This window comes from Streptomyces lateritius (assembly GCF_014649715.1).
GTDB classification, from domain to species: Bacteria; Actinomycetota; Actinomycetes; order Streptomycetales; family Streptomycetaceae; genus Streptomyces; species Streptomyces lateritius.
In genome coordinates, this window is the sequence record NZ_BMTO01000001.1 from 179,185 (window position 1) to 202,717 (window position 23,533).

The 23,533-nt window shown below is 71.8% G+C and carries 19 protein-coding genes; 8 read left to right on the forward strand and 11 right to left on the reverse strand.

Features of this window, described 5'->3' with window-relative positions; genetic code table 11:
• The first annotated feature begins 95 nt into the window (after positions 1-95).
• Entirely contained in the window at positions 96-3,839 is a 3,744-nt protein-coding gene (locus IE136_RS00905; RefSeq protein ID WP_229818583.1) for an AfsR/SARP family transcriptional regulator, read from the forward strand.
• Between the two features lie 28 nt (positions 3,840-3,867).
• Here IE136_RS00905 and IE136_RS00910 read toward each other — a convergent pair whose 3' ends face one another.
• The 3 genes from IE136_RS00910 to panB all read right to left on the reverse strand — a co-directional run bounded on the left by IE136_RS00910 (position 3,868) and on the right by panB (position 6,731).
• Positions 3,868-4,746, reverse strand: coding sequence for an ABC transporter permease (locus IE136_RS00910; protein WP_158986772.1), 879 nt, complete (start codon positions 4,744-4,746; stop codon positions 3,868-3,870).
• Positions 4,743-5,747 carry an ATP-binding cassette domain-containing protein gene (locus IE136_RS00915; protein WP_189599163.1) on the reverse strand — a complete coding sequence of 335 codons (1,005 nt, stop codon included), beginning with the start codon at positions 5,745-5,747 and terminating at the stop codon, positions 4,743-4,745. The genes IE136_RS00910 and IE136_RS00915 overlap by 4 nt, the downstream gene beginning before the upstream one ends.
• A 120-nt stretch (positions 5,748-5,867) precedes the next feature.
• The gene (panB, locus tag IE136_RS00920; RefSeq protein ID WP_158986768.1) at positions 5,868-6,731 is read right to left on the reverse strand and encodes a 3-methyl-2-oxobutanoate hydroxymethyltransferase; all 864 of its coding nucleotides are present in this window, start codon (positions 6,729-6,731) and stop codon (positions 5,868-5,870) included.
• 313 nt (positions 6,732-7,044) lie between these two features.
• On the opposite strand from panB, the gene IE136_RS00925 reads away from it, so the two are divergent.
• Positions 7,045-8,067, forward strand: coding sequence for an endonuclease/exonuclease/phosphatase family protein (locus IE136_RS00925; protein ID WP_158986766.1), 1,023 nt, complete (start codon positions 7,045-7,047; stop codon positions 8,065-8,067).
• Between the two features lie 116 nt (positions 8,068-8,183).
• Positions 8,184-9,440 carry an MFS transporter gene (locus IE136_RS00930; protein ID WP_189599164.1) on the forward strand — a complete coding sequence of 419 codons (1,257 nt, stop codon included), beginning with the start codon at positions 8,184-8,186 and terminating at the stop codon, positions 9,438-9,440.
• On the opposite strand, the gene IE136_RS00935 is transcribed toward IE136_RS00930, so the two are convergent.
• Together IE136_RS00935 and IE136_RS00940 are read right to left on the reverse strand one after the other, a co-directional pair.
• The gene (locus IE136_RS00935; RefSeq protein ID WP_189599165.1) at positions 9,406-11,166 is read right to left on the reverse strand and encodes an NAD+ synthase; all 1,761 of its coding nucleotides are present in this window, start codon (positions 11,164-11,166) and stop codon (positions 9,406-9,408) included. The two genes, IE136_RS00930 and IE136_RS00935, sit on opposite strands and share 35 nt — an antisense overlap.
• 97 nt (positions 11,167-11,263) lie before the next feature.
• A complete protein-coding gene (locus IE136_RS00940; protein ID WP_158986760.1) occupies positions 11,264-12,124 on the reverse strand; it encodes a DUF4190 domain-containing protein in 861 nt (286 codons plus the stop codon).
• Between the two features lie 224 nt (positions 12,125-12,348).
• Between IE136_RS00940 and IE136_RS00945 the strand changes: the two genes are divergently transcribed.
• Positions 12,349-13,269, forward strand: coding sequence for an alpha/beta hydrolase (locus IE136_RS00945; protein ID WP_158994213.1), 921 nt, complete (start codon positions 12,349-12,351; stop codon positions 13,267-13,269).
• On the opposite strand, the gene IE136_RS00950 is transcribed toward IE136_RS00945, so the two are convergent.
• From IE136_RS00950 to IE136_RS00965, 4 genes are all read right to left on the reverse strand, one after another.
• A complete protein-coding gene (locus tag IE136_RS00950) occupies positions 13,254-13,673 on the reverse strand; it encodes a CBS domain-containing protein (RefSeq protein WP_158986758.1) in 420 nt (139 codons plus the stop codon). The two genes, IE136_RS00945 and IE136_RS00950, sit on opposite strands and share 16 nt — an antisense overlap.
• Positions 13,674-13,814: 141 nt before the next feature.
• Positions 13,815-14,450: a DUF305 domain-containing protein gene (locus IE136_RS00955; RefSeq protein ID WP_189599330.1), complete on the reverse strand. Its 636-nt coding sequence runs from the start codon at positions 14,448-14,450 to the stop codon at positions 13,815-13,817.
• Positions 14,451-14,476: 26 nt separating this feature from the next.
• Entirely contained in the window at positions 14,477-15,124 is a 648-nt protein-coding gene (locus tag IE136_RS00960) for a thioredoxin-like domain-containing protein (RefSeq protein ID WP_189599166.1), read from the reverse strand.
• A gap of 81 nt (positions 15,125-15,205) precedes the next feature.
• Positions 15,206-15,601, reverse strand: a complete 396-nt coding sequence (locus IE136_RS00965; RefSeq protein WP_189599167.1) for a hypothetical protein — start codon at positions 15,599-15,601, stop codon at positions 15,206-15,208.
• 257 nt (positions 15,602-15,858) lie between these two features.
• Between IE136_RS00965 and glnA2 the strand changes: the two genes are divergently transcribed.
• From glnA2 to IE136_RS00980, 3 genes are all read left to right on the forward strand, one after another.
• Complete coding sequence (glnA2, locus tag IE136_RS00970; RefSeq protein ID WP_158986756.1) at positions 15,859-17,220, forward strand: gamma-glutamylpolyamine synthetase GlnA2; 1,362 nt, start codon at positions 15,859-15,861, stop codon at positions 17,218-17,220.
• A 627-nt stretch (positions 17,221-17,847) separates the two neighbouring features.
• Complete coding sequence (locus IE136_RS00975; RefSeq protein ID WP_189599168.1) at positions 17,848-18,531, forward strand: neutral zinc metallopeptidase; 684 nt, start codon at positions 17,848-17,850, stop codon at positions 18,529-18,531.
• Between the two features lie 340 nt (positions 18,532-18,871).
• A complete protein-coding gene (locus IE136_RS00980; protein ID WP_229818584.1) occupies positions 18,872-19,399 on the forward strand; it encodes a GNAT family N-acetyltransferase in 528 nt (175 codons plus the stop codon).
• Positions 19,400-19,421: 22 nt separating this feature from the next.
• Here the strand turns inward: IE136_RS00980 and IE136_RS00985 are convergent, their stop codons facing one another.
• Together IE136_RS00985 and IE136_RS00990 are read right to left on the reverse strand one after the other, a co-directional pair.
• Entirely contained in the window at positions 19,422-19,853 is a 432-nt protein-coding gene (locus IE136_RS00985; RefSeq protein ID WP_158986752.1) for a VOC family protein, read from the reverse strand.
• Between the two features lie 10 nt (positions 19,854-19,863).
• Positions 19,864-20,364 (reverse strand): pyridoxamine 5'-phosphate oxidase family protein, encoded by a 501-nt coding sequence (locus IE136_RS00990; protein WP_158986750.1) that lies wholly within the window; start codon positions 20,362-20,364, stop codon positions 19,864-19,866.
• Positions 20,365-20,543: 179 nt separating this feature from the next.
• On the opposite strand from IE136_RS00990, the gene IE136_RS00995 reads away from it, so the two are divergent.
• Entirely contained in the window at positions 20,544-23,531 is a 2,988-nt protein-coding gene (locus IE136_RS00995; RefSeq protein WP_158986748.1) for a bifunctional [glutamine synthetase] adenylyltransferase/[glutamine synthetase]-adenylyl-L-tyrosine phosphorylase, read from the forward strand.
• Positions 23,532-23,533: the final 2 nt, after the last annotated feature.

Sequence of the window (23,533 nt, forward strand, 5' to 3'; positions counted from 1 at the left end):
GGGGCTCCCTGGGGCGCGGCGGGGTGTGTGCGGGAAACGTGCCGGGGCGGGGGTGAGTTCCTGCGATGATCCCCGGCTCACGGAGAATAGGGCCTGTGCGCTATTCCGTCCTCGGCCCGGCCCGGGCCCACACCGCCGACGGCCGGCCCGTCACAGTCGGCGGGGCCCGGCTGCGAGCCCTGCTGACCGTACTGGCGCTACGGGCCGGGCGGACCGTCCCGGTCGCCGTGCTCGTCGACGAGGTCTGGGACGGCGAACCGCCGGCCGACGGGCCGGCCGCGCTCCAGGCGCTGGTCGGACGGCTGCGGCGGGCGCTGGGGCGGGAGGCCGTGGTCTCCGCCCCGGGCGGCTACCGGCTGGCGGCCGTCCCCGACGACGTGGACGCGCACCGCTTCGAGCGGCTCGTGCAGGAGGGGGTACGGCGGCTCGGCGCGGGCGATCCGGCGCGGGCGGCGGCCCTTCTCGACGGTGCTCTCGGTCTGTGGCGGGGGCCCGCCCTCGCCGACCTGCCGGACCGCGCGGTGGAAGCCGCCCGCTGGGACGCCCGCCGCCTGGACGCCCGCCGCGCCCGCCTGGAAGCCTCCCTCGCCCTCGGCGAGGCGTCCACGGCCCTCCCGGACCTGGCCGCCCTCTGCGAAGCCCACCCCCTGGACGAACCCCTCCACGCCCTCCGCCTCCGCGCCCTCCGAGACACGGGCCGCTCGGCGGAGGCCCTTCTGTCCTACGAATCCCTTCGCCGCGCCCTCGCCACCCGGCTGGGCACGACCCCCTCCCCGGCCCTCCAGTCCCTCCACAGGGAACTCCTCTCCCCGAGGGGCCCGCAGGTCTCCCCGAGGGGCTCGCAGGAGGCACCTCCGGGCGTGGGCCCGGCGGCCCCTGGCGCGAACGGGGCGGTTTTGGGGCTGGGCCCGGCGGCCCCTGGCGCGAACGGGGCGGTTTTTGGGCTGGGCCCGGAGGCCTCCGGCGCGGACGGGGCGGTTTTGGGGCTGGGCCCCGAGACCTCCGGCGCGGACGGGGCGGCCCTCGGCCCGCATGAGGCTCCCGCCGCGGAACGGGCGGGCTCCGGCCCGGCCCCGGCGGGCCCGAGCCCGTATGGGGAGGCGCCAGGCCCGAACAGGGCGGGCCCCAGCCCGCGTACGGAATCCGGCCCGGCCCCGGCCCGCTCCGGCGCAGGCCCGGCCGTCTCCGGCCCGGGCCCGTCGGGCTCCGGCGTGGACGCCGCGGGTCCCGGCCGAGGGTCCGCCCCGGGCGCGGGTCCGGCGGCGCCTTCCGCCGCCCCCGTCCCCCTCCCCGGCAACCTCCGGGTCCGGCTCACCAGTTTTGTCGGGCGGGAGGGGGATATCACCGCGCTGCGCGACGATCTGCGGGGGGCGCGGCTCGTGACGCTGCTCGGACCCGGTGGGGCGGGGAAGACCAGGCTGTCGCAGGAGGCGGCCGAGAGTGCGGCCGAGGGTGGGGGGTGGCCCGACGGGGTCTGGCTGGCCGAGTTGGCGCCGGTCGGGGATCCCGAAGCGGTGGTCGAGGCCGTGCTCGGGGCCGTCGGGGCGCGTCAGACGGTGCTGCGGGGGGCCGGAGCCGAGGAACTGCGCGGCAGCGACGATCCCTTGGGGCGCCTCGTCGAGCACTGTGCCGGCCGGCGGATGCTCCTCCTGCTCGACAACTGCGAGCACGTCGTCGGCGCGGCGGCCCGCCTCGCCGAACATCTGCTGGCCCGCTGCCCCGGCGTGACGGTGCTCGCCACGAGCCGCGAACCCCTGGGCGTACCGGGGGAGTCCGTCCGCCCACTCGGCCCCCTGCCCCGGGACACCGCGCTGCGGCTGCTCGCCGAGCGGGGGGCGGCCGCCAGAGCCGGGTTCCGGATCGAGGACGACCCGGAAGCCGCCGACGAGATCTGCCGCCGCCTGGACGGCCTCCCCCTCGCCATCGAACTGGCCGCCGCCCGGCTGCGGATGCTCTCCCCGCGCCAGATCGCGGACCGCCTCGACGACCGGTTCCGCCTGCTGACCTCCGGAGCTCGTACCGTCCTGCCCCGCCAGCAGACCCTCCGCGCCGTCGTCGACTGGTCGTGGGACCTCCTCGACGAGCCGGAACGGGCCGTCCTGCGCCGACTGTCGGTCTTCACCGGCGGCTGCGACCTGGAGGCGGCCGAGGCCGTCTGCTCCGCCACCGCCACCGCCACCGCCACCGACGTCCTCGACGCGCTCGGCTCCCTCGTCGACAAGTCGCTCGTGGTCGCCGCGCCCTCCGACGACGGCGCCATGCGCTACCGCCTCCTGGAGACCGTCGCCGAATACGCCGCCGAGCGGCTGGACGAGGCCGGCGAACGGGCCGCGTTCGAACGCCGCCACCTCGTCCACTACCGCGAAGTCGCCCGTCTGACCGACCCCGAGCTGCGCGGAGGCCGGCAGGCCGCCGCCATGGCCCGGTTCCGGATCGAGTACGAGAACCTGCGCACCGCCCTGCGCCGGGCCGTCGCCGCCCGCGACGAGCACGAGGGGCTGAGCCTCGTCCACTCCCTCCTCTGGTACTGGCAGATGCACGACCTGCGCGCCGACGCCCTGCACTGGGCCGAGGCCGTGGCCGCCCTCGGCCCCGACCCCTTCGCCTCCCAGGCCCCTCCCGTCGTACCGCTCCACGAGCCCTGCACCGCCGCCCCGCCGCCGCTGACCGAGGACCAGCTGTGGGAGGCGCGGCGCGGGGTACGGCTCCTCGAACTGCTCAACATGGACTACCAGACCGGCCGGTGGACCGCCCCCGAGGGCGTCGCGCGGCTACGCCGGATCACCACCGTGTACCGGCCCGGCCTGCCCCAGGCATGCCGGCTGCCCGGCGCCTTCTCCGTCTTCGCCGTTCTGCTCACGGGAGACGTGGACGGGACGCGCGCGGCACTCGCCGCCACCGTCGAGGCGTGCCGTGCCCACGGCTACGACTGGGAGCTCGGCTATATCCTCCAGCTGCGCGCCAACATGCTTGCCAACCGGGCCGACTCGGCCGGTGCGGCGAGCGCCGACGCCGACGAGAGCCTGCGGATCTTCGTCCGCCTCGGTGACGCCTGGGGCGCCGCCGAGGCGCTCTCCTCGCGCGGCGAGGCCCGAGAGAAACGCTGCGATTTCGAGGGCGCGGCCGAGGACTTCGCCGCCGCCATCGGATACGCGCGGCGGATCGGCGCGCGGTCACAGACCACGCTGCTGCGTACCCGCTACGCCGACATGCTCACGGTCACCGGGCGCGAGGAGGAGGGCGAGGCGATCCTGCGCGAGGTCCTGGAGGCCGGACACCCCGGGTACGAACCGATGCTCGCGGCGCGGATCTTCCTCGCGGTCCTGCTCGGCCGCACCGGCCGCACCGCCGAGGCCCGCGAGCATCTCGACATCCTGCTGAGCGAGTTCGGCTCCGTCACGCTCGCCATCTTCGAGGGCTTCACCCTCGGCTCCCTGGCCTGGCTGGAGAACCTGGACGGGCGGTACGCCGCCGCGCTCCCGCTCGTACGGCAGGCCCTGGAGCGGGCGAAGGGTGCCCTCTCCATGGCCGTCGCCCCGCAGATGCCGGCGATCCATCTGGTGACCGCCGCCTGGGCGTTGGCGGGCCTCGGCGGCCCCCACGCCACCGTCGCGGCCCGGCTCCTCGGCGCACAGGAGAGCCACCTCCCACCCGGGCACCTGCGGGCGCCGCTGGAGCGGGAGAACCTCGCGCGGGCCATCGAGCTGACCCGCACCGCGCTCGGCGACGACGCCGCCTTCGAGGCCGCCTACGCCGAAGGCGGTGGCATCTCCCTGGAGGAGGCCACCGCCCTGCTCGACGGCGCCGACGCGATCAGAAGGCGCGCCGAGTCGTCCTGAACCCGTACCTGTACTCGGACCCGTACGGTCAGGTCTTCCTGCGGAACTTGGCGACCGCGAGCGGCGCCGTGACGGCCGTGATCAGCAGCGCCCAGCCGAGCGTCATCCACACCGAGTCCCCGACCGGCGTGCCGTTGATCATGGCCCGGGCGGCGTCGGCGAGGTTCGACAGCGGGTTGTAGTCGGTGAAGGTCTCCAGCCAGCCGGGCATCGAGGTCGGCGGCGCGAAGATCGAGGAGCCGAACTGCAGCGGCATGAGGACGATCATCGCCATTCCCTGGACGGCTTGGGCGGTCTTCATGGCGAGACCGAGCAGGATGAAGATCCACATCAGCGAGGCGCCGAAGACCATCGACAGACCGACGGCGGCGAGGAGGTCCAGGACCGAGGTCTTGATCTCCATGCCGAGCAGGAAGCCCATGCCGAGCAGGATCGCGGAGGCGATCAGCATCCGGCCCACCTCGACGACGATCTTCGCGATGAGGACGGAGGACCGGGCGATCGGCATCGTCCGGAACCGGTCCATGACCCCCTTCTTGAAGTCGTCGTTGATGCCCGTCCCGACGGCCATGGCGATGTTCATGCCCATCATCGCCATCAGGCCGGGGACCACGTAGTTGACGTAGTCGTCGTTGTTGCCCTTGCCGGCGATCGCGCCGCCGAAGACGTACACGAAGAGCAGGACGAAGATGATCGGCATCAGGACCACGTCGAACATCGACTCCGGGTCCTGCTTGATCTGCAGCGCGTTGCGCCGCACCAGGGCGCCGATGTGGCGGAGGTTGGCCCGCAGGCCGATCCGGCCCTCGCCGGCGGGCACGCCGCCCGCCGGCCGCGACCCCGGGCCCGCGCCCGGGGTTCCGGCGGAGGACTTGGTGAGCTGGGTGGTCGTGGTGGTGGCGCTCATGCGGCGACCTCCTCGGGAAGCGCGTCGGACGCGGAGCCGGACACGGAGGTCTTCTCGCCGGTGATGGCCAGGAACACCTCGTCCAGGCTGGGCAGATGGGTACCGATGTGGGCGATGCCGTAGCCCCGGGCGCCGAGCAGGCCGACGACGGCGGTCAGTTGCTCGTCGCTGAGGATCGGTACGTACAGCACGCCCTCGTCGGGGACCACGGTCGAACCGGCGATGCCGTCCAGACCCGACTCGCGCAGCGCGCCGGACATGGCCGGCAGGTCGGCAGGGTCCACCGGGCGGATCTTCAGGGTGCGGCCGCCGACCCGGGCCTTGAGCTCGTCGACCTTGCCCTGGGCGATGACCTTGCCCCGGTCGATGACGGTCAGCTCGCTCGCCAGCTGCTCCGCCTCCTCCATGTACTGCGTGGTGAGCAGGACGGTCACGCCTTCGGAGACCATCCGCTGGACCTCGTCCCAGACCTCGTTGCGCGTGCGCGGGTCGAGTCCGGTCGTGGGCTCGTCCAGGTAGAGGACGGCGGGCTGCCCGATCATCGAGGCGGCGAGGTCGAGCCGGCGGCGCATACCGCCGGAGTAGTTCATCACCGGCCGTTTGGCGGCCTCGGTGAGCGAGAACCGCTCCAGCATCTCGTCGGCCCGGCGCCGGGCGTCCTTGCGGGAGAGGTCGAGCAGCCGCCCGATCATGTAGAGGTTCTCCCAGCCGGACAGCTTCTCGTCGACCGAGGCGTACTGCCCGGTGAGCCCTATCGTGCGGCGGAGCTGACGGGGCTGGCGCACCACGTCGTGACCGGCGACGGTCGCGGTCCCCGCGTCCGGGACGATCAGGGTGGACAGGCAACGGACGAGCGTGGTCTTCCCGGCGCCGTTGGGTCCGAGCACCCCGAGGACCGTGCCCTCCCGGACATCGAGGTCGACCCCGTCCAGGGCCTTCGTCTCGCCGTAGTGCTTCACGAGGCCTCGTACCTCGACGGCGTTGTGTGCGGATCGCGTCATGGCCCCTACTCCACCAGCCGCCACCGACAACGCCCCGACAAACGACCGACAGCCCGCCGACAGGGGATGTCGGCGGGCTGTCGTCGGAGCCGTGACGGCTACCGGACGGTGCCGTCACGGCTAGTGGAAGGTGTGCTCCTCGGCCGGGAACGCCCCGCCGCTCACGTCCTCGGCGAAGGCGCGCGCGGCGTCGCCGAGCGTCTCGCGGAGGTTGGCGTACTGCTTGGTGAAGCGCGGCACCTTGCCGCCGGTCAGGCCGGCCATGTCGGTCCAGACGAGGACCTGCGCGTCCGTGTCCGGTCCCGCGCCGATGCCGATGGTGGGAATGTGCAGGGAGCGGGTGACCTCGGCGGCCAGCTCGGCCGGTACGAGTTCCAGGACGACCGCGAACGCGCCCGCGTCCTGCGCCGCCTTGGCGTCGCTGAGCAGCCGGTGCGCGGCCTCGTCGCCACGGCCCTGCACCCGGTAGCCCATGGTGTTGACCGACTGCGGGGTCAGCCCCAGGTGGGACATGACCGGGATGCCGGCCTGGACGAGCAGTTCGGTCTGCGGCAGCGAGCGCTCGCCGCCCTCCAGCTTGATCGCGCCGACACCCGCGTCCTTGACGAGCCGGGTGGCGTTGCGCAGGGCCTGGACGGGCCCTTCCTGGTACGAACCGAAGGGGAGGTCGCCGACGACGAGGGCACGCTTGGTGCCCCGGACGACCGCGGCGGAGAGCAGCGTCATCTCGTCCATCGTGACGGGCACGGTGGTGTCGTAGCCGAGGTGACAGTTGCCCATGGAGTCGCCGACGAGGATCACCGGGATGCCGGCCTCGTCGAAGACGGACGCGGTCATCGCGTCGTAGGCGGTGAGCATGGGCCACTTCTCGCCGCGGACCTTGGCGGCGGCGATGTCGTGGACGGTGAGGCGGCGCGTGCCCTTGCCTCCGTACAGCGCCTTGCCGCTGTCGGCGGACGGCTTCTGGGCAGCCTGAAGCGTCATGGTGAACGGCTCCTTAGTCATCTCGAGGCGCCCTGACGGCGTCCCCGGACCACGTCCATGGTGGCACCTCGCGCCACGGCGGGGGAAGTGGGCCGAAGTGGTGCTGTTCACACCGCCGCCGCATCCGTACGAATGTGCGCGTTCTGTCACAGCCCCGCCGCCTTCGCCACCGACAGGAACCCGCCGCGCCGTCCCGTCGTCCCTCGTGGCAGTACGACCGACCCCTCATCACCTAGTGTCGACGTCGGGTCACCGAGCAGGACAGCAGAACACAGCACGACAAGCACGGCAGCAAGGCAGTGAGGACAGAGCGATGGCGCGGGTGGACATGACGGAGACCGAGAACGGCGGCGCCCGGAACGAGCGCTCCGGGTCCCGGTTCCGATCGGCGCTCGACCGCTGGCGCGGCGACCGGGGCATCTGGCGCCGCGGCATCGTCCTGGCCGGCACGGCGGTGCTGCTCACCCTGCTGATGGTCTTCCACGCCGAGATCCCCAACCGGATCGGCAACCTGGGCAGCCTCACCGAGACCTTCCTGCCCTGGCTCGGCGTCTTCGTGCCGCTGCTCCTCGTCCTGGCCCTGCTGCGGCGCTCCGCGACCGCGCTGGTCGCCCTGCTGCTGCCGGCCGTCGTCTGGCTCAACCTCTTCGGCGGCCTGATCACCGACAAGTCGGGCACGGGCGGCGACCTCACCGTGGCCACCCACAACGTCAACGCCGACAACCCGGACCCCGAGGGCACCGCCCGCCAGATCGCCGGCTCAGGCGCGGACGTGGTGGCCCTGGAGGAGCTCAAGGGCGACATGGTCCCGGTGTACGAGCGCGGCCTGGCCGACACGTACAAGTATCACTCCGTGCAGGGCACCGTCGGGCTGTGGAGCAGGTACCCGCTGAACGACACGCGCCCGGTCGACATCGGGATGGGCTGGACCCGCGCCATGCGCTCCACCGTCGCCACGCCCCAGGGGAACGTGGCCGTGTACGTCGCCCACCTCCCGTCCGTACGGGTCAAGCTGAACGCGGGCTTCACCGCCAACCAGCGCGACAACAGCGCGGACGCGCTGGGCGAGGCCATCGCCGCCGACCCGCACGAGCGGATCGTCCTGCTCGGCGACCTCAACGGCACCATGAACGACCGCTCGCTCAACGGGGTCACCTCGCAGCTGCGCTCCACGCAGGGCGCGTCGGGCGACGGCTTCGGCTTCAGCTGGCCGGCCTCGTTCCCGATGGCGCGGATCGACCAGATCATGGTGAAGGGCGTCGAGCCGGTCTCCTCCTGGACGCTGCCCGAGACCAAGAGCGACCATCTGCCGATCGCGGCCCGCGTCCGGCTCTGACGGCTCCCCCCCGGAGACTTCCGCAACCTTCCCTTCATCCCCGGGTGGCCCGTGGGGAACATCCACCTGAGCGTATTTGTTCCGTAGAAGAACTAACTACGGGAAAGGCTCTCTCCATGCCCTTGGCGCTGTTCGCGCTCGCCGTCTCCGCCTTCGGCATCGGCACCACCGAGTTCGTGATGATGGGCCTGCTGCCCAATGTCGCCGACGATCTCGGCACCTCCGTCCCCACGGCCGGCCACCTCGTCTCCGCGTACGCGATCGGCGTCGTCCTCGGCGCCCCGCTGCTCACCGCCCTCGGCTCGCGGGTCCCCCGCAAGAAGATGCTGCTCCTGCTGATGGCACTGTTCGTCGTCGGCAACCTGGCCTCCGCGCTCGCGCCCGGCTTCGGCTGGCTGATCGGCGGCCGGGTCCTCGCCGGGCTCCCGCACGGCGCCTTCTTCGGCGTCGGCGCCGTCGTCGCAGCCCGCCTGGTGCGCGAGGACCGGCAGGCGCGGGCGGTGGCCACGATGTTCCTGGGCCTCACGGTCGCCAACATCCTCGGCGTCCCCGCCGCGACACTCCTCGGCCAGCACCTCGGCTGGCGGGCCACCTTCCTCGTCGTGACCGTCATCGGCCTGCTGGCCATGGCGGCCCTCGCCCGGCTCGTCCCCCACGTCCCCGTGGAGGCGCACCAGAACCTCGGCCGCGAGGTGCGCGCGCTCGGCCGCCCGCAGGTGCTGCTCGGCCTGCTGACCGCCGTCTTCGGCTTCGCGGGCGTCTTCGCCGTCTACTCGTACCTCGCCTCGATGACGACCGAGGTGATGGGCTTCGGCGAGTCCTCCGTCACCCTCGTCCTCGCTCTGTTCGGCATCGGCATGACGGCCGGCGCGCTCGCCGCCGGGCCGCTGACCGACCGGGCGCTGCGGCCGACGCTGTACGGCTCCCTGGGTGCGCTCGCCCTCGTCCTGGTCGCGTTCCGCTTCACGATCCACGTGCCGTGGCTGGCGCTCGTGACGGTCGTCGTCCTCGGCGCGGTCGGCTTCATGACCACCACCCCGCTCCAGATGCTGGTCATGAACAAGGCCAAGGACGCCCCCACCCTCGCCTCCGCCTCCAACCACTCCGCCTTCAACCTCGCCAACGCGGGCGGGGCCTGGGCCGGCGGAGCGGCCGTCGCCGCCGGCTGGGGCTGGACCTCGCCGACCCTCGTCGGCGCCGTCCTCGCCGTGGCCGGGCTCGCCGTCGCCGCGGTGGCGGGTCTGTCGGACCGCACGGGCCGCACTGCGAAGGGGGCCTCCCGCGTCGTCGCGGGAAGCCCCCTCGGCACAGACACGGGTACGGAGCACGACCCGGTTGTCAGTGGTTCGTCGTCTCCCGCCAGCGGTTCGTGACGGGCAGCCGGCGGTCCTTGCCGAAGCCCTTCGCCGAGATCTTGGTGCCCGGCGGGTACTGGCGCCGCTTGTACTCCGCCATGTCCACCATCCGCAGGGTCCGGGTCACCAGCTCCTCGTCGAAACCGGCCGCCACGATCGCGTCCCGGCCCTGGTCGCGGTCGACGTACAGCGCCAGGATCCGGTCCAGGACGTCGTAGTCCGGCAACGAGTCGGTGTCGACCTGCCCGGGGCGCAGCTCGGCGCTCGGCGGCTTGGAGATCGAGCTCTCCGGGATCGGCGGGATCTGCCCGCGCTCCTGGGCCGCCCGGTTGCGCCAGCGGGCGAGGCGGAACACGGTCGACTTGTAGACGTCCTTGACGGGGCCGTACGCGCCGACCGAGTCGCCGTACAGAGTCGAATACCCCACCGCCAGCTCCGACTTGTTGCCCGGCGCGAGGACGATGTGGCCCTCCTCGTTGGAGAGGGCCATCAGCAGCGTGCCGCGCAGCCGGGACTGCAGGTTCTCCTCTGCCAGGCCGGTGAGGGAGAGCGCGCCCATGTACGCGTCGAACATCGGCTCGATCGACACCGTGCGGAAGTTGAGCCCGGTACGACGGGCCAGTTCGGCGGCGTCGGACCGCGAATGGTCCGAGGAGTACTTCGACGGCATCGACACGCCGTACACGTTCTGCGCCCCGACCGCGTCGCAGGCGATCGCCGCCACGAGCGCCGAGTCGATGCCGCCGGACAGGCCGATGAGGACGGACCGGAAGCCGTTCTTGGCTGCGTACGCGCGCAGGCCGACGACCAGGGCCGAGTACACCTCCTCGTCGTCCTCCAGCCGGTCCGCGTAACCGCCCGTCAGCTCCGCCTCGTAGGCCGGCAGCGGGTCCTCGGAGAGGACCACCCGGTCGATGCGCAGCCCGTCGTCGACGACGCCCGTGGGCGCGTCCGCCGCGGCGGACGGCAGATCGAGGTCGAGGACGACGCTGCCCTCGGAGAACTGCGGGGCACGCGCGATCACTTCACCGTTCGCGTCCACGACGATCGAGTCGCCGTCGAAGACCAGCTCGTCCTGGCCGCCGATCATCGCGAGATAGGCGATGGTGCAGCCGGCCTCCTGGGCCCGCTTGCGGACCAGCTCCAGCCGGGTGTCGTCCTTGTTCCGCTCGTACGGCGAGGCGTTGATCGAGACGAGCAGTCCGGCCTTCGCGCTCCGCGCGGCGGGCACCCGGCCGCCCTCCTGCCACAGGTCCTCGCAGATCGCGAGGGCGACGTCCACCCCGTGGACCCGTACGACGGGCATCGTGTCGCCCTGGACGAAGTAGCGGAACTCGTCGAAAACACCGTAGTTGGGCAGGTGGTGCTTGGCGAAGCGCAGCACCACCTCGCCGCGGTGCAGCACGGCGGCCGCGTTCTCGGGAGAGCCGGCGGGCCGGCCGAGCCGGGGCTGGGCCCGCTCGGAACGGTCGAGGTAACCCACGACGACCGGCAGCTCCCCGAACCCCTCGGCGTCGAGGCGCCGCGCGAGCGCCCGCAGGGCCTCCCGGGACGCCTCGACGAAGGACGACCGCAGGGCGAGGTCCTCGACGGGGTAGCCGGTCAGCACCATCTCGGGGAACGCGACCAGATGCGCGCCCTGCTCGGCGGAGTGCCGGGTCCAGTGGACGATCGCCTCGGCGTTCCCGGCGAGGTCGCCGACGGTCGAGTCGATCTGATTCAGAGCGAGGCGTAGTTGAGGCACGGGCCCAGTGTAATCGTCAGACCGACGCTATGTCTTGGCGTACGGGACCACTCGGCCGTGCCGACCACGGGACCACTCGGTCGCGCGGGCCACGTGACTACGTGGTCTTCCCGCTCCAGATGACGTCCTCGTACTCGAGAATCTTCGGCGCCATCTCCAGCTGCATCTCCCCGTCCGCGCCGGGGGAGAGCGAGAAGGCGAAGTCGCTCTTGGCCTGCTTGCCCGGGAGGACAGTGCCCTGGAACATCTCGGTGGCGTCGCTTCCGTCGAAGACCGGGTCGGCCGGTGAGCCCTCCGCGTCGGTCGCGTCCGGCAGGGCGGTGGTGACGTCGAGAGCCTTCTTGCTTCCGTTGACGATGGTGACGGTCACCTGGAACGCGCTGTTCCCCTTGGTGTGCCCGGCGGCGAACTGGTCGGGCTTGTAGGCGCGCGGCCTGGAGACGGTGACCTTGACCCCGTCCGGGTACGTGTGGGTCTGCCCGAAGGCGAGCGCCGCCGGGGCGGTCTCGGTGGGCTCGGCCTCGGTGGGCTCGGACGTGGGGCCGGGCTCGGAGGGAGCGGTGGAGGCCTGCTCCTGCCTGCGGGTCTCCCCGTCGGTGTCGTCCTCGGCGCCGTTCGCCGCGGTGGCGAGGAGGATCACCCACGCGATGGAGACGAGGAGCGTGACGGCGCCCAGGACGATGCCGGCCAGCGCGACGCCCTTGTTGGTCGCCTCGCCCTTGCGGGCCCGGCCGTGGCCGACGATGCCGAAGACGAGGGCCAGGACGCCCAGGATGGCGCCCAGCCAGAAGAGGAACGGGATGATCCCGAAGATCAGGCCCACGATGCCGGTGACCAGAGCGGCGATCCCGAGGCCGTTGCGGGGCTGCTGCGGGAACGGGGGCTGCGGCGCCCCGGGCATTCCGGTCGGCGGCGGCCCCCAGGGGTTCTGTCCGGGAGCGTTCGTGGGCATGGTCATGCGGCATCCTTCGACGTCGGTGATCATGACGTTAAGGCAACCGAATGTGGACATGCCAGGGATTTTGTGATCGAGAGGTGTTCGTGACGCGGGGGCGGCCGACGGCCGCGGATCGCGCCCGTGGCAGTCTGGCGCTCGCGGTGCTCACGCTGCTCGGGGTTCTCGCCGTACTGCCCGTGGTCGCCGTGCCCGTCCCCGCCTCGTCCTCACCCCAGGGAGCGTTCGTGAACGACTCGAGCCGGTTCGTACGGGTCGGGGGCGTCGCCCACCACGTCGTCGTCGAGGGCTCAGGACCCGTCTGCGTCCTGAGCGCCGGGCTCGCCATGAGCTGGTTCGACTGGGACCCGGTCGTCCCGCTGCTCGCCCCCCACCGCACGGTCGTCCGCTTCGACCGGCCGGGGCACGGGCTCTCCGCCCCCGCCGCCGTTCCGCCCAGCGCCACCGGCGAGGCCCACCGCGTCGCCGGGCTCCTCGACGCGCTGCGCCTGCCCGGACCGGCCACCGTCGTCGGCCACTCGATCGCCGGCTTCCACGCCGAGGCGTTCGCCCGCCTCCACCCGGACCGTACCGCCGGGATCGTCCTCGTCGACTCCTCCGTCGAGGAGCACGCCCGTACCCCCGTCGCCCCCGCCTTGCGGACCGCCGCCGCCCGCGGCCTCGGTGCGATCCTCGGTGCCGCCGGAGCGCCGGCCGCCTTCGGGCCGGCCTTCCGCCGCGCCACCGTACGGCTGTCGCGCGCCGCGGGCGGCGACCCGGCCCCCGCCGCGCTGGTACGCCGCTGCTACGCCACTTCGCGCGTGCTGAACGGCGCCCTCCTGGAGAACACCCACTACCGCGCGGTCGCCGCCGAACTCCTCGCCCTGCGCGAGCGCTTCCCGTTGCCGCCCGGCCTGCCCGCCACCGTGCTCGCCGCCCCGAACGGCTCCGCCCGCTGGGCGCGGCGGCAACGTGCGCTGGCCCGACGGCTCGGCGCCCACTACGAGGCGGCGGAGCCGTCGGGCCATCTGATGATGCTGGACCGCCCGGACGCGGTGGCACGGGCGGTGCTCGATCAGGCGCTGTCGCGGCAGGAGTTGTCGCCGCAGGCCCTGTCGGAGCAGGAGCCGTCGACGCGGAGGTCGACCGGGATTCAGGACCGGGCGTAGACCTTCTCGCAGAACGCCTTGATCTGCTCGTCGTCCAGGTGCCGGGCCAGATCGGCCTCGCTGATCATCCCCACCAGGCGCTTGTTCTCGATGACCGGCAGCCGCTTGATCTGGTGACCCGTCATCTCGTCCAGGACCTGGCTCACGTCCGAGTCCGCCTCGATCCAGCGCGGGGTGCCCTGCGCCATCTCGCCGCACGTGACCTTCGCCGGGTCGTGGCCCATGGCCACACAGTCGACCACGATGTCGCGGTCCGTGATGATCCCGCAGAGCCGTTCGTTCTCGTCCGCGATCGGCAGGGCGCCGACGTTGAGGTCGCGCATCAGCTGCGCGGCACGGTCGAGCGTCTCGTGGGCCGGGATCCAGCGGGCCCCGGTGTGCATGATGTCCTTCGCCGTGGTCATGGGGTGCGTACCTCCGTAGAGCGTCGTCGTACGTACGTCCCCGAGCGTCACCCATTGTGCGCGTACAGAGCGGCCCCCGCGACCGCTGAGGTCACGGGGGCCGCAGTGCGGGGCCTCCTCAGAGGCTCTCCGCCGGGGTTCTCAGGCGCGGGGTTTCGCGCCCCGCTGCCTCAGCAGCTCCGCCATCAGACCCATCTCGGACTCCTGCGCCTCGACCATGCCCTGGGCGAGGTTCCGCTCGACGTCCACCGAGCACTTCTCCACACAGCCCTGGGCCATGTGGACGCCGCCCTTGTGGTGGTCGGTCATCAGCTGGAGGTAGAGGATCTCCGCCTCCTTGCCGGACGCCTCCCGCAGCTGCCGCAGCTCGGTCTTCGTCGCCATGCCGGGCATCAGCGCGCCGTCGAGGGGGTCGGTGTCGCCGTGGCCGCCCATCCCCATCCAGGCCATCGGCTCGGTGCCGGACTCGGTCTTCGGCAGCCCCCACAGGTCCAGCCAGCCCAGCATCATGCCGCGCTGGTTCGCCTGGGTGTTGGCGATGTCGTACGCCAGGCGCCGCACGTCCTCGTCGGTCGTACGGTCCCGCACGATGAACGACATCTCGACGGCCTGCTGGTGGTGGACCGCCATGTCACGGGCGAACCCCGCGTCCGCCGAGTCCGACACGGGCGTCCGCGGGGCCTCCTCGCGCTGCGCCGAGGCGACCGTGACGGCCCCCCCGGCGAAGAGCAGCGCGAGCACGACCGCGGCGATCGACGCCCAGTGCGTACGGGTCAGGGACGTACGCGAAGGGCGGGCACTCGTCACTGGCCGATCCCGCCGGTGCAGGCGGCGCCCGGCTCCGGGGTCTGCGGGCCCTGCACGTACTTGGTGAAGAACGCGTCGACCCGCGGGTCGCTCGCGCCGTCCACGGTCACCTGCTTGCCCCAGGCGCTCAGCATGATCGCGCCGGCCTGGTCGTCGACCGGGCTCATCAGCGAGTACGGGGTCTTCTCGACCTTCTCGGCCAGCTTCTTCACCTCGGCCTCGGGGGCCTTCTTGCTGTACGTGACCCAGACCGCGCCGTGCTCCAGTGAGTGGACGGCGTTCCTCTCGGCGATCTTGCTCGTGTAGACGTCGCCGTCGCAGTTCTGCCAGACCTGGTCGTGGTCGCCGCCGACCGGGGGCTTCATCTCGTACGTGACGGGGGTGGTGACGTGGTTGCGGCCGAGCTTCTTGGCGTCCCAGGACTTCTCGTCCTTGATGGGGGCCTTGGCGGCGGCCTCCTGCTGCTCCTTCTCGTTCGACTTCTCGTTGAGCACGTAGCCGCCGAAGCCGACGAGGCTCAGGACGACCACGGCGGAGACTCCGATCGTGATGAAGCGGTTGCGGCGCTCGCGGGCCTGCTCGGCGCGGCGCATCTGCTCTATTCGGGCGCGGCGGTCGGCGTTGGAGGAGCGGTTGGCGGCCATGGTGATGTCGTCCTTCTCGATGTGGGGTGACGTGAGGCGGTGCGGCGTGAGCCCGGGGCGGGCGGAACGCGGGCCCGGCCGCTACGTCCGCAGTACTTGAAGGACGTGCAGGTCCGGCGCGCGGGGCTGGGCGCCGGGGCGGGGCGCCCACCCGGTCTCGTACGACGGTGCGAGGCGCGGGAGCCGGCCCTCCGCGTGCGGCGGGGGGTCGAGCGGCGGCGCGGTGAGCACCGCCGGGCCGAGGGAGGGGAAGAGGGAGCAGCCGCCGCGGTCGTACGGGCAGACGTACTCGTCCGCGACGACGGTGACGGCGGCGGTGGTGTGCGGTGCGTGCGCCGCCCGCCCGGCCATGTCGTGGGTGGCCGCGTCACCTGCGCCCTGGCAGACGAAGAGCGCGGCGAGGAGCGTCGCCACGGCACTCACCAGTGCCATGGGACGCGCGCGCCAGAACGGGCGTACGAGTGGAGTGCCCCCCATGGGCGGAGATCGTAGTGGTCAGGGAGCCGTACGGGACAGGTGGATGGACGGGCGGGTGGTCCGGCGCACGGTGGCCGGCGATCGGGCGGGGGAGCGGGCCACCGGAAACGGCCGGTCCCCCGTTACCTGTGTCACACCGGAGCGGGCACTATGGGTGTGCAACGTGCGCGAAACCATGTGGTGGGATGCTCAGGTGCCCCCCGATGTGCCCGAGGCGGTGGGAACAGGCGGCCTGACCAGCGAAGATGGGTGTGGATATGGACAAGCAGCAGGAATTCGTGCTCCGGACGCTCGAGGAGCGCGACATCCGGTTCGTGCGCCTGTGGTTCACCGACGTGCTCGGCTTCCTGAAGTCGGTGGCCGTGGCGCCCGCCGAGCTGGAGCAGGCCTTCGACGAGGGCATCGGCTTCGACGGCTCCGCCATCGAGGGCTTCGCCCGCGTGTACGAGTCGGACATGATCGCCAAGCCGGATCCGGGCACCTTCCAGATCCTGCCCTGGCGCGCGGAGGCGCCGGGCACGGCCCGCATGTTCTGCGACATCCTCATGCCCGACGGCTCGCCGTCCTTCGCGGACCCGCGCTTCGTCCTCAAGCGCATCCTCGCCAAGACCTCGGACCTGGGCTTCACCTTCTACACCCATCCCGAGATCGAGTTCTTCCTCCTGAAGGACAAGCCGCTGGACGGCACCAAGCCGACCCCGGCCGACAACTCGGGCTACTTCGACCACACCCCGCAGAACGTGGGCATGGACTTCCGCCGTCAGGCGATCACCATGCTGGAGTCGATGGGCATCTCGGTGGAGTTCTCCCACCACGAGGGCGCGCCGGGCCAGCAGGAGATCGACCTGCGGTACGCGGACGCGCTGTCCACGGCCGACAACATCATGACCTTCCGCCTGGTCATGAAGCAGGTCGCGCTGGAGCAGGGCGTGCAGGCGACCTTCATGCCGAAGCCGTTCTCGGAGTACCCGGGCTCGGGCATGCACACCCACCTCTCCCTCTTCGAGGGCGACCGCAACGCGTTCTACGAGTCGGGCGCGGAGTACCAGCTCTCCAAGGTGGGACGTTCCTTCATCGCCGGCCTGCTCAAGCACGCGGCCGAGATCTCGGCCGTCACCAACCAGTGGGTCAACTCCTACAAGCGCATCTGGGGCGGCTCGGCCCGCAGCGCGGGCGCGGGCGGCGAGGCCCCCTCGTACATCTGCTGGGGCCACAACAACCGCTCGGCCCTGATCCGCGTCCCCATGTACAAGCCAGGCAAGACGGGCTCCTCCCGCGTGGAGGTCCGCTCCATCGACTCGGGTGCCAACCCCTACCTCACCTACGCGGTCCTCCTCGCGGCGGGCCTCAAGGGCATCGAGGAGGGCTACGAACTCCCGGCCGGCGCCGACGACGACGTCTGGGCGCTGAGCGACGCGGAGCGCCGCGCGATGGGCATCGAGCCCCTGCCGCAGAACCTGGGCGAGGCGATCGCCCTGATGGAGAAGAGCGAACTGGTCGCGGAGACGCTGGGCGAGCACGTCTTCGACTTCTTCCTCCGCAACAAGAAGCAGGAGTGGGAGGAGTACCGCTCCGAGGTCACCGCCTTCGAGCTCCGCAAGAACCTGCCGGTGCTGTAAGCGGTGCTGTGAGCCCTGGTTTGCGCTGGTTCCCCTGCTGCACGGCTCCGGGCCGACGGTCACCGACCGCCGGCCCGGAGCCGTGCCGGTCTCCCTGGGCCGTCTGGCGGCCATCGGGTGCGGGGTCCCCAACGGACGTCCTCACCGTCTGGTACTGATCCGCGCCGGCGGCGGACAGCGGCCAATTGGCATCAGATCCCGTGGGGCATATGTGCGGAAATTCCGGGAGCGCGTCACGGACGGATGAGGCGGGCCACAGGTTTCCGCAACTTTGAGGAACAGGCCTGTGGCTTCCGTCTCTGACTACAAGCGTGACCTTTCTGGTTTCGGATTCGGTAATTGTGTGTCACCGTTGGCTTCGAATGTAGGCCCTCGCAGGACTGGGTGGACAAGTCGCCTGGCGGGCCCTTGGTCGAGTCGCGAGGGGCCAGGCTGCGCTCGCCCACGGGCAGCGCTGAGGCATGGCCGTGCAAGGTCGAATTGCAGGGCGGCAGCGCCAGTCGCACACTGGGAGTTCAGAACGCAGGGCGGGACTTCGGTGCCAGGTTCTGAGATTTGAGCAGGGGTGATCCCCATGCATGGCCCAGCTTGGGCGCGAGTCCCCGTTTTTCGCGGAAGAGGCCAAAGATGCGTCGTTTTGCGCTGACTCTCTCCTCGATTGCCGTCGTCATATGCACGTCTGCGGGGAGCCCGGTTTTCAGTGCTCCTGCCCATCCTCATCCTCCGAGGCCGGAGTTGGCTCAAGAGACCAGCAGTGCCGTCGAGGTCGTCAATACATTTTGGCAAAAACATTGGTCAGATCACTTCACGGGCTCCTACAAGCCCCCCAAGGTCTTCGACGCATCGGGTTTCTATGATGTAGAAAGCTCCCGCCTTCCCGATTGCGGGGGTGATTTGGTGGGTGACGAGCCGTGGGAGAAGTATAACGCGATCTATTGCCCTGGTGATGACTTCGTCGCATGGAGTATCGACTACATGGACATGGGATACATTCTGGCCGGTGATTCGTGGCCCTATCTCATAGTGGCTCATGAATGGGGGCACGCTGTCCAGAACAGGTTGAATGTTGGTCTTCGCGCTGTAGCTGAGGAGCTGCAGGCCGACTGCTTCGCCGGTGCGACACTTCAGGGAGCGATAAAAGACGGCACCTTGAAATGGGAGGAGGGTGACACCGACGAGATCATAAGCAGTCTTCAAAAAATGGGAGACATAACGCCGTGGACCAACCCCAAGGATCACGGTGACATATCTGAGCGAATCAGTCATTTCGATAAAGGGGTGCAGGGCGGGGTTGATTCTTGCCTCGCATAGCGCTAGTGCCGACCTGGTGTCTCGCACCAAGACCGCCGGTGAGGCGGAGCCCGCGCAGTTCACCCTTCTCGGAGTTGAAGCCGTTTCCGGGCAGCCGTCGGAAACGGCGTCCCGGGGGGTACGAGCAACGCTCGCTGTGCGTCTCCAGCGGGGCCCGCTGGGGTTTCGCGAGCCGGGCAAGCCGTGCCTACCGTGGACGGGGACCAGTAGTCCATCGGGCTCTGCACGCGCGAGGGATGCCCACGCTGATGCCTCTGGTCTGCGGAAGAACTGGCCGGTGCTGTGACGCCCGCCCAGAAACCCCTTTGACGGCCCGTCGGAGCCGACGGAGACTGCGCCGATGGAGACTGTGCGGAACCCCCAGGCCATCGTCCCGTTGACGACCGAGCGGTTGCTGCTGCATCCGCTCGGCGTCGTCGAGGCCGAGCGGATCGTCGCGCAAGACCCCGGCGCGGGGGATCGGTGGGCCGAGGGGTATCCCGGGGACGCGGATGTGGCCGTGGCGGGCCGGGTTCTCGACCGGGTCGCCGCGCACGGGGGTCCCGGGGTGTTCGGGGCGTACGAGATACGGCTGCGGGAGGACGGGGTCGCCGTCGGTGGGATCGGGTTCCACGGGCCGCCGGACGAGGAGCGGTACGTCACCGTCGGGTACGGGCTCGTCCCCGGCGTACGTGGACGGGGGTACGCCACCGAGGCGCTGCGTGCTCTTCTCGCCCACGCGCGGGAGCAGGGGATCGCGGGGGCCAAGGGTGACGCCGACCTGGGGAACGCGGCCTCGCAGCGCGTGATGGAGGCGGCCGGGATGCGGTACACGGGGGAGGACGAGCGGGTCAGGTGCTACCGGGTGGATTTCACCCCCACCGCCTGACCCGGCCGCCCCGGCCCCGCGCTCAGCGCTCGGACAGCTCCGAGGGGGCCTCCTGGACCACCCAGCCGTTGCCGTCGGGGTCCTCGAAGGACATGAACGAGTTCCAGGTCTCGCCCTTGCCGTCCTCCCAGCCCGTCTCGCCCACGTGGCGGATCGGAGTGACGTCCACGCCCCGGTCCAGCAGTTCGCGGCGGGCCGCCTCGATGTCCGTGACGCAGAGCTGGAGGCCCTGGAGGGACCCCGGCGCCATCTCCTTCGCCCCCGGCATCGTCGGCATGCCGCTGAGCATCGCGATCGAACAGCGCGAGCCGGGCGGCGTCGCCTGGATGATGCGCATCCCGGGCGCGACCTCGTCGTCGAGGTCGATCTTGAAGCCGCACTTGTCGCCGTAGAACTTCTTCGCCCGGTCCATGTCGGTGACGGGGACGGGGACGACTTCGAGCGTCCAGTTCATGAAGGTCTCCTCAGAAACGCCAGCGGGTCTGGCCGAAGCGGTCGCCCTTGGCGAACCCGAACGCCGTACGGGGCGCGACCGAGAACACCAGGGCGGTCCCACCGTCACCCAGGAACGCGCCGTCGCGCACCTCGAAACGCCAAACCTCTCCGTACTTCTTCACGTACGCCTCCGCCAGCGCCCGCAGCCGCCCCTCGTCCGTCACCTGAACGGCCTCGCCCTCGACGACCAGGTCGAAGCCCTCGGAGAGGCTGTTCGTGCCGGTGGTGAGCGCCACCCGCGGGTTCGCGGACAGATTGCGGGCCTTGCGCTCGTCCGGGCCGGTGCAGAAGTGCAGCGCGCCCTCCGACCAGACCGCGATCAGGGGTGTGACGTGGGGGCGGCCGTCGGGGCGGACGGTGGTCAGCCAGTAGACCTCGGCCGCGGAGAGCCGGGCGACGGCCTCGGACCAGTCGCCGGCAGCGGCCTCCGGGGCGCTGTAGCGGGGATCCAGCATCGTCTCGGCGGGCATCGTGACTCCTCTCGCAGGGCGTCGACAGAAGGTGTCGATACCAGGACAGACTCCGTCCGGCCCCGGTACTCATCGGTCCCGACTCGCCGGAGCGCCGGCCCGCGGCTCCCCGGGGCGACCCCGTCAGGCGCTGCGGATAGGCTCGATCGCGGAACGTGGACGGTGGAGGGAGCGGCGGAATGACGGTGCCGGGGCGCAGGAGCAGTACCTTCTCGCGGCTGCTGCGGCACGGGTTCACCGATCCGTCCGCCGCCGAGCAGTTGCTCGCCGTCCCCGAGCTGTCCGCGCTGCGCGGCGACTCCGTGCTCCTCGACGCGCTCGGCGCCACCGCCGACCCCGACCTCGCCCTGCGCGGCCTGGTCCGGCTGGTCGAAGCCCAGCCGGAGGCCGAGCGACAGACCCTCACCGGCACCCTCCTCGCCGCCAAGCCCTTCCGCGACCGGCTCCTCGGGGTCCTCGGCGCCTCCGAGGCGCTCGCCGACCACCTCGCCCGGCACCCCAGGGACTGGCAGGCCCTCGTCACGTACGAGGCGGCCGACCTGCACCCCGGGGTCGCCGAGTTCGAACGCTGCCTCGCGGACGCCACCGACCCGGTCTCCCTGCGGGTCGCCTACCGCCGCTGCCTCCTCGCCATAGCCGCCCGGGACGTCTGCGGCACCACCGATGTCGCCCAGGCCGCCGCCGAACTCGCCGACCTCGCCACCGCCACCCTCCGCGCCGCCCTCGCCATCGCCCGCCGGGCGGCCCCCGACGACGCGGCGCAGTGCCGGCTCGCCGTCATCGCGATGGGCAAGTGCGGCGGCCATGAGCTCAACTACGTCTCCGACGTGGACGTCATCTTCGTCGGTGAGCCGGCCGAGGGCGCCGACGAGGGCAAGGCGCTCCAGGCCGCGACCCGCCTCGCCTCCCACCTCATGCGGATCTGCTCGGAGACCACCGTCGAGGGCACCATCTGGCCCGTCGACGCCAACCTCCGCCCGGAGGGCCGCAACGGGCCGCTGGTGCGCACGCTCTCCTCCCATCTCGCCTACTACCAGCGGTGGGCCAAGACCTGGGAGTTCCAGGCCCTGCTCAAGGCGCGGGCCGTGGCCGGAGATCCGGAGCTGGGCGCCGACTACATCGACGCCGTCTCCCCCCTGGTCTGGCAGGCCGCCGAGCGCGAGAACTTCGTCCCCGACGTGCAGAAGATGCGCCGCCGGGTCGTCGACAACATCCCGGTCGCCCAGGTCGAGCGCGAGCTCAAGCTCGGCCCCGGCGGTCTGCGCGACGTCGAATTCGCAGTCCAGCTCCTGCAGTTGGTGCACGGCAGGAGTGATGCCACCCTGCACAGCGGCACCACCCTCGACGCCCTGCGCTCGCTCGCCGCCGGCGGCTACGTCGGCCGCGTCGACGCCGCCCAGCTCGACGAGGCGTACCGCTTCCTGCGCGCCATGGAGCACCGCATCCAGCTCTACCGGCTGCGCCGCACCCACCTCGTCCCCGAGGACGAGAGCGATCTGCGCCGCCTGGGCCGCTCCCTGGGCCTGCGCACCGATCCGGTCGCCGAACTCAACAGGGAGTGGAAGCGGCACGCCTCGGTCGTCCGCCGCCTGCACGAGAAGATCTTCTACCGGCCGCTGCTCGACGCCGTCGCCCAGCTCACCCCCGGCGAGACCAGGCTCAGCCCCAAGGCCGCGGGCCAGCGGCTCGAAGCGCTCGGTTACGCCGACCCCGTCGCCGCCCTGCGCCACCTGGAGGCGCTCGCCTCCGGGGTCAGCCGCAAGGCCGCGATCCAGCGGACGCTGCTGCCGGTGCTGCTCGGCTGGTTCGCGGACTCCGCCGACCCGGACGCCGGGCTGCTCGGCTTCCGCAAGGTGTCCGACGCGCTCGGCAGGACCCCGTGGTACCTGCGGCTGCTGCGTGACGAGGGCGCGGCGGCCGAGAACCTCGCCCGTGTCCTCTCCGCCGGCCGCCTCGCCCCCGACCTGCTGCTGCGCGCCCCCGAGGCGGTCGCGATCCTCGGTGCCCCGGAGGGCCTGGAACCGCGCGGCCGCGACCACCTGGAGCAGGAGATCCTCGCGGCGGTGGGCCGCGCAGACGGCGCCGAGCAGGCGGTCGCGGCGGCCCGCGGCGTACGGCGCCGCGAGCTGTTCCGTACCGCCGCGGCCGACATCATCGGCTCGTACGGTACGGAGGACAGCCCCCGCGAACTCGACCCGGGCGCACTGGTCGACCGGGTCGGCCGGGCCCTCACGGCCCTCAACGCGGCGACGATCGCGGGGGCGCTGCGCGCCGCCGTGCGCGCCGACTGGGGCGACACGCTGCCGACCCGGTTCGCGGTCATCGGCATGGGCCGCTTCGGCGGGCAGGAGCTGGGATACGGCTCCGACGCGGACGTCCTGTTCGTGCACGAGCCGCGCGAGGGCGTCGACGAGCAGGAGGCGGCGCGGGCCGCGAACCGGGTCGTCGCCGAGATGCGCCGACTGCTCCAAGTGCCCACCGCCGACCCGCCGTTGATGATCGACGCCGATCTGCGCCCGGAGGGCAAGAGCGGCCCCCTGGTCCGCACCCTCAAGTCGTACGAGGCCTACTACCGCCGCTGGTCCCTGGTGTGGGAGAGCCAGGCGCTGCTGCGGGCCGAACACATGGCGGGGGACGCCGACCTGGGCCGGCGGTTCATCGAACTGGTCGCCCCGCTGCGCTACCCCGCCGAGGGCCTGGGTGAGGAGGCGGTCCGCGAGATCCGCCGCCTGAAGGCCCGGATGGAGACCGAGCGCCTGCCGCGCGGCGCCGACCCGACCCTCCACACCAAGCTGGGCCGGGGCGGACTGAGCGACGTCGAGTGGACGGTCCAGCTGCTCCAGATGCGCCACGGCTGGGCGGAACCCGGCCTGCGCACCACCCGGACCCGCGAGGCCCTGGCCGCCGCTCATGCGGCAGGGCTGATCGCCACGGACGAGGCCCAGACCCTGGAGGACGCCTGGGTCCTGGCGACCCGCGTCCGCAACGCGGTGATGCTGGTGAGGGGCCGCCCCGGGGACACCTTCCCCTCCGACGGCCGCGAACTGGCGGCCGTGGGGCGCTACCTCGGGTACGGCCCCGGTCGCGTCGGCGAGATGGTCGACGACTACCGCCGGATCACCCGCCGGGCCCGAGCGGTCGTGGACGACCTCTTCTACGGTTCCTGAGG

Coding starts and splice junctions, on each gene's coding strand:
- IE136_RS00910 (WP_158986772.1), bottom strand. CDS start 4,746: ATGAGCGCCACCACCACGACCACCCAGCTCACCAAGTCCTCCGCCGGA.
- IE136_RS00915 (WP_189599163.1), bottom strand. CDS start 5,747: ATGACGCGATCCGCACACAACGCCGTCGAGGTACGAGGCCTCGTGAAG.
- panB (WP_158986768.1), bottom strand. CDS start 6,731: ATGACGCTTCAGGCTGCCCAGAAGCCGTCCGCCGACAGCGGCAAGGCG.
- IE136_RS00925 (WP_158986766.1), top strand. CDS start 7,045: ATGGCGCGGGTGGACATGACGGAGACCGAGAACGGCGGCGCCCGGAAC.
- IE136_RS00930 (WP_189599164.1), top strand. CDS start 8,184: ATGCCCTTGGCGCTGTTCGCGCTCGCCGTCTCCGCCTTCGGCATCGGC.
- IE136_RS00940 (WP_158986760.1), bottom strand. CDS start 12,124: ATGACCATGCCCACGAACGCTCCCGGACAGAACCCCTGGGGGCCGCCG.
- IE136_RS00950 (WP_158986758.1), bottom strand. CDS start 13,673: ATGACCACGGCGAAGGACATCATGCACACCGGGGCCCGCTGGATCCCG.
- IE136_RS00960 (WP_189599166.1), bottom strand. CDS start 15,124: ATGGCCGCCAACCGCTCCTCCAACGCCGACCGCCGCGCCCGAATAGAG.
- IE136_RS00965 (WP_189599167.1), bottom strand. CDS start 15,601: ATGGGGGGCACTCCACTCGTACGCCCGTTCTGGCGCGCGCGTCCCATG.
- glnA2 (WP_158986756.1), top strand. CDS start 15,859: ATGGACAAGCAGCAGGAATTCGTGCTCCGGACGCTCGAGGAGCGCGAC.
- IE136_RS00975 (WP_189599168.1), top strand. CDS start 17,848: ATGCGTCGTTTTGCGCTGACTCTCTCCTCGATTGCCGTCGTCATATGC.
- IE136_RS00980 (WP_229818584.1), top strand. CDS start 18,872: ATGGAGACTGTGCGGAACCCCCAGGCCATCGTCCCGTTGACGACCGAG.
- IE136_RS00985 (WP_158986752.1), bottom strand. CDS start 19,853: ATGAACTGGACGCTCGAAGTCGTCCCCGTCCCCGTCACCGACATGGAC.
- IE136_RS00990 (WP_158986750.1), bottom strand. CDS start 20,364: ATGCCCGCCGAGACGATGCTGGATCCCCGCTACAGCGCCCCGGAGGCC.
- IE136_RS00995 (WP_158986748.1), top strand. CDS start 20,544: ATGACGGTGCCGGGGCGCAGGAGCAGTACCTTCTCGCGGCTGCTGCGG.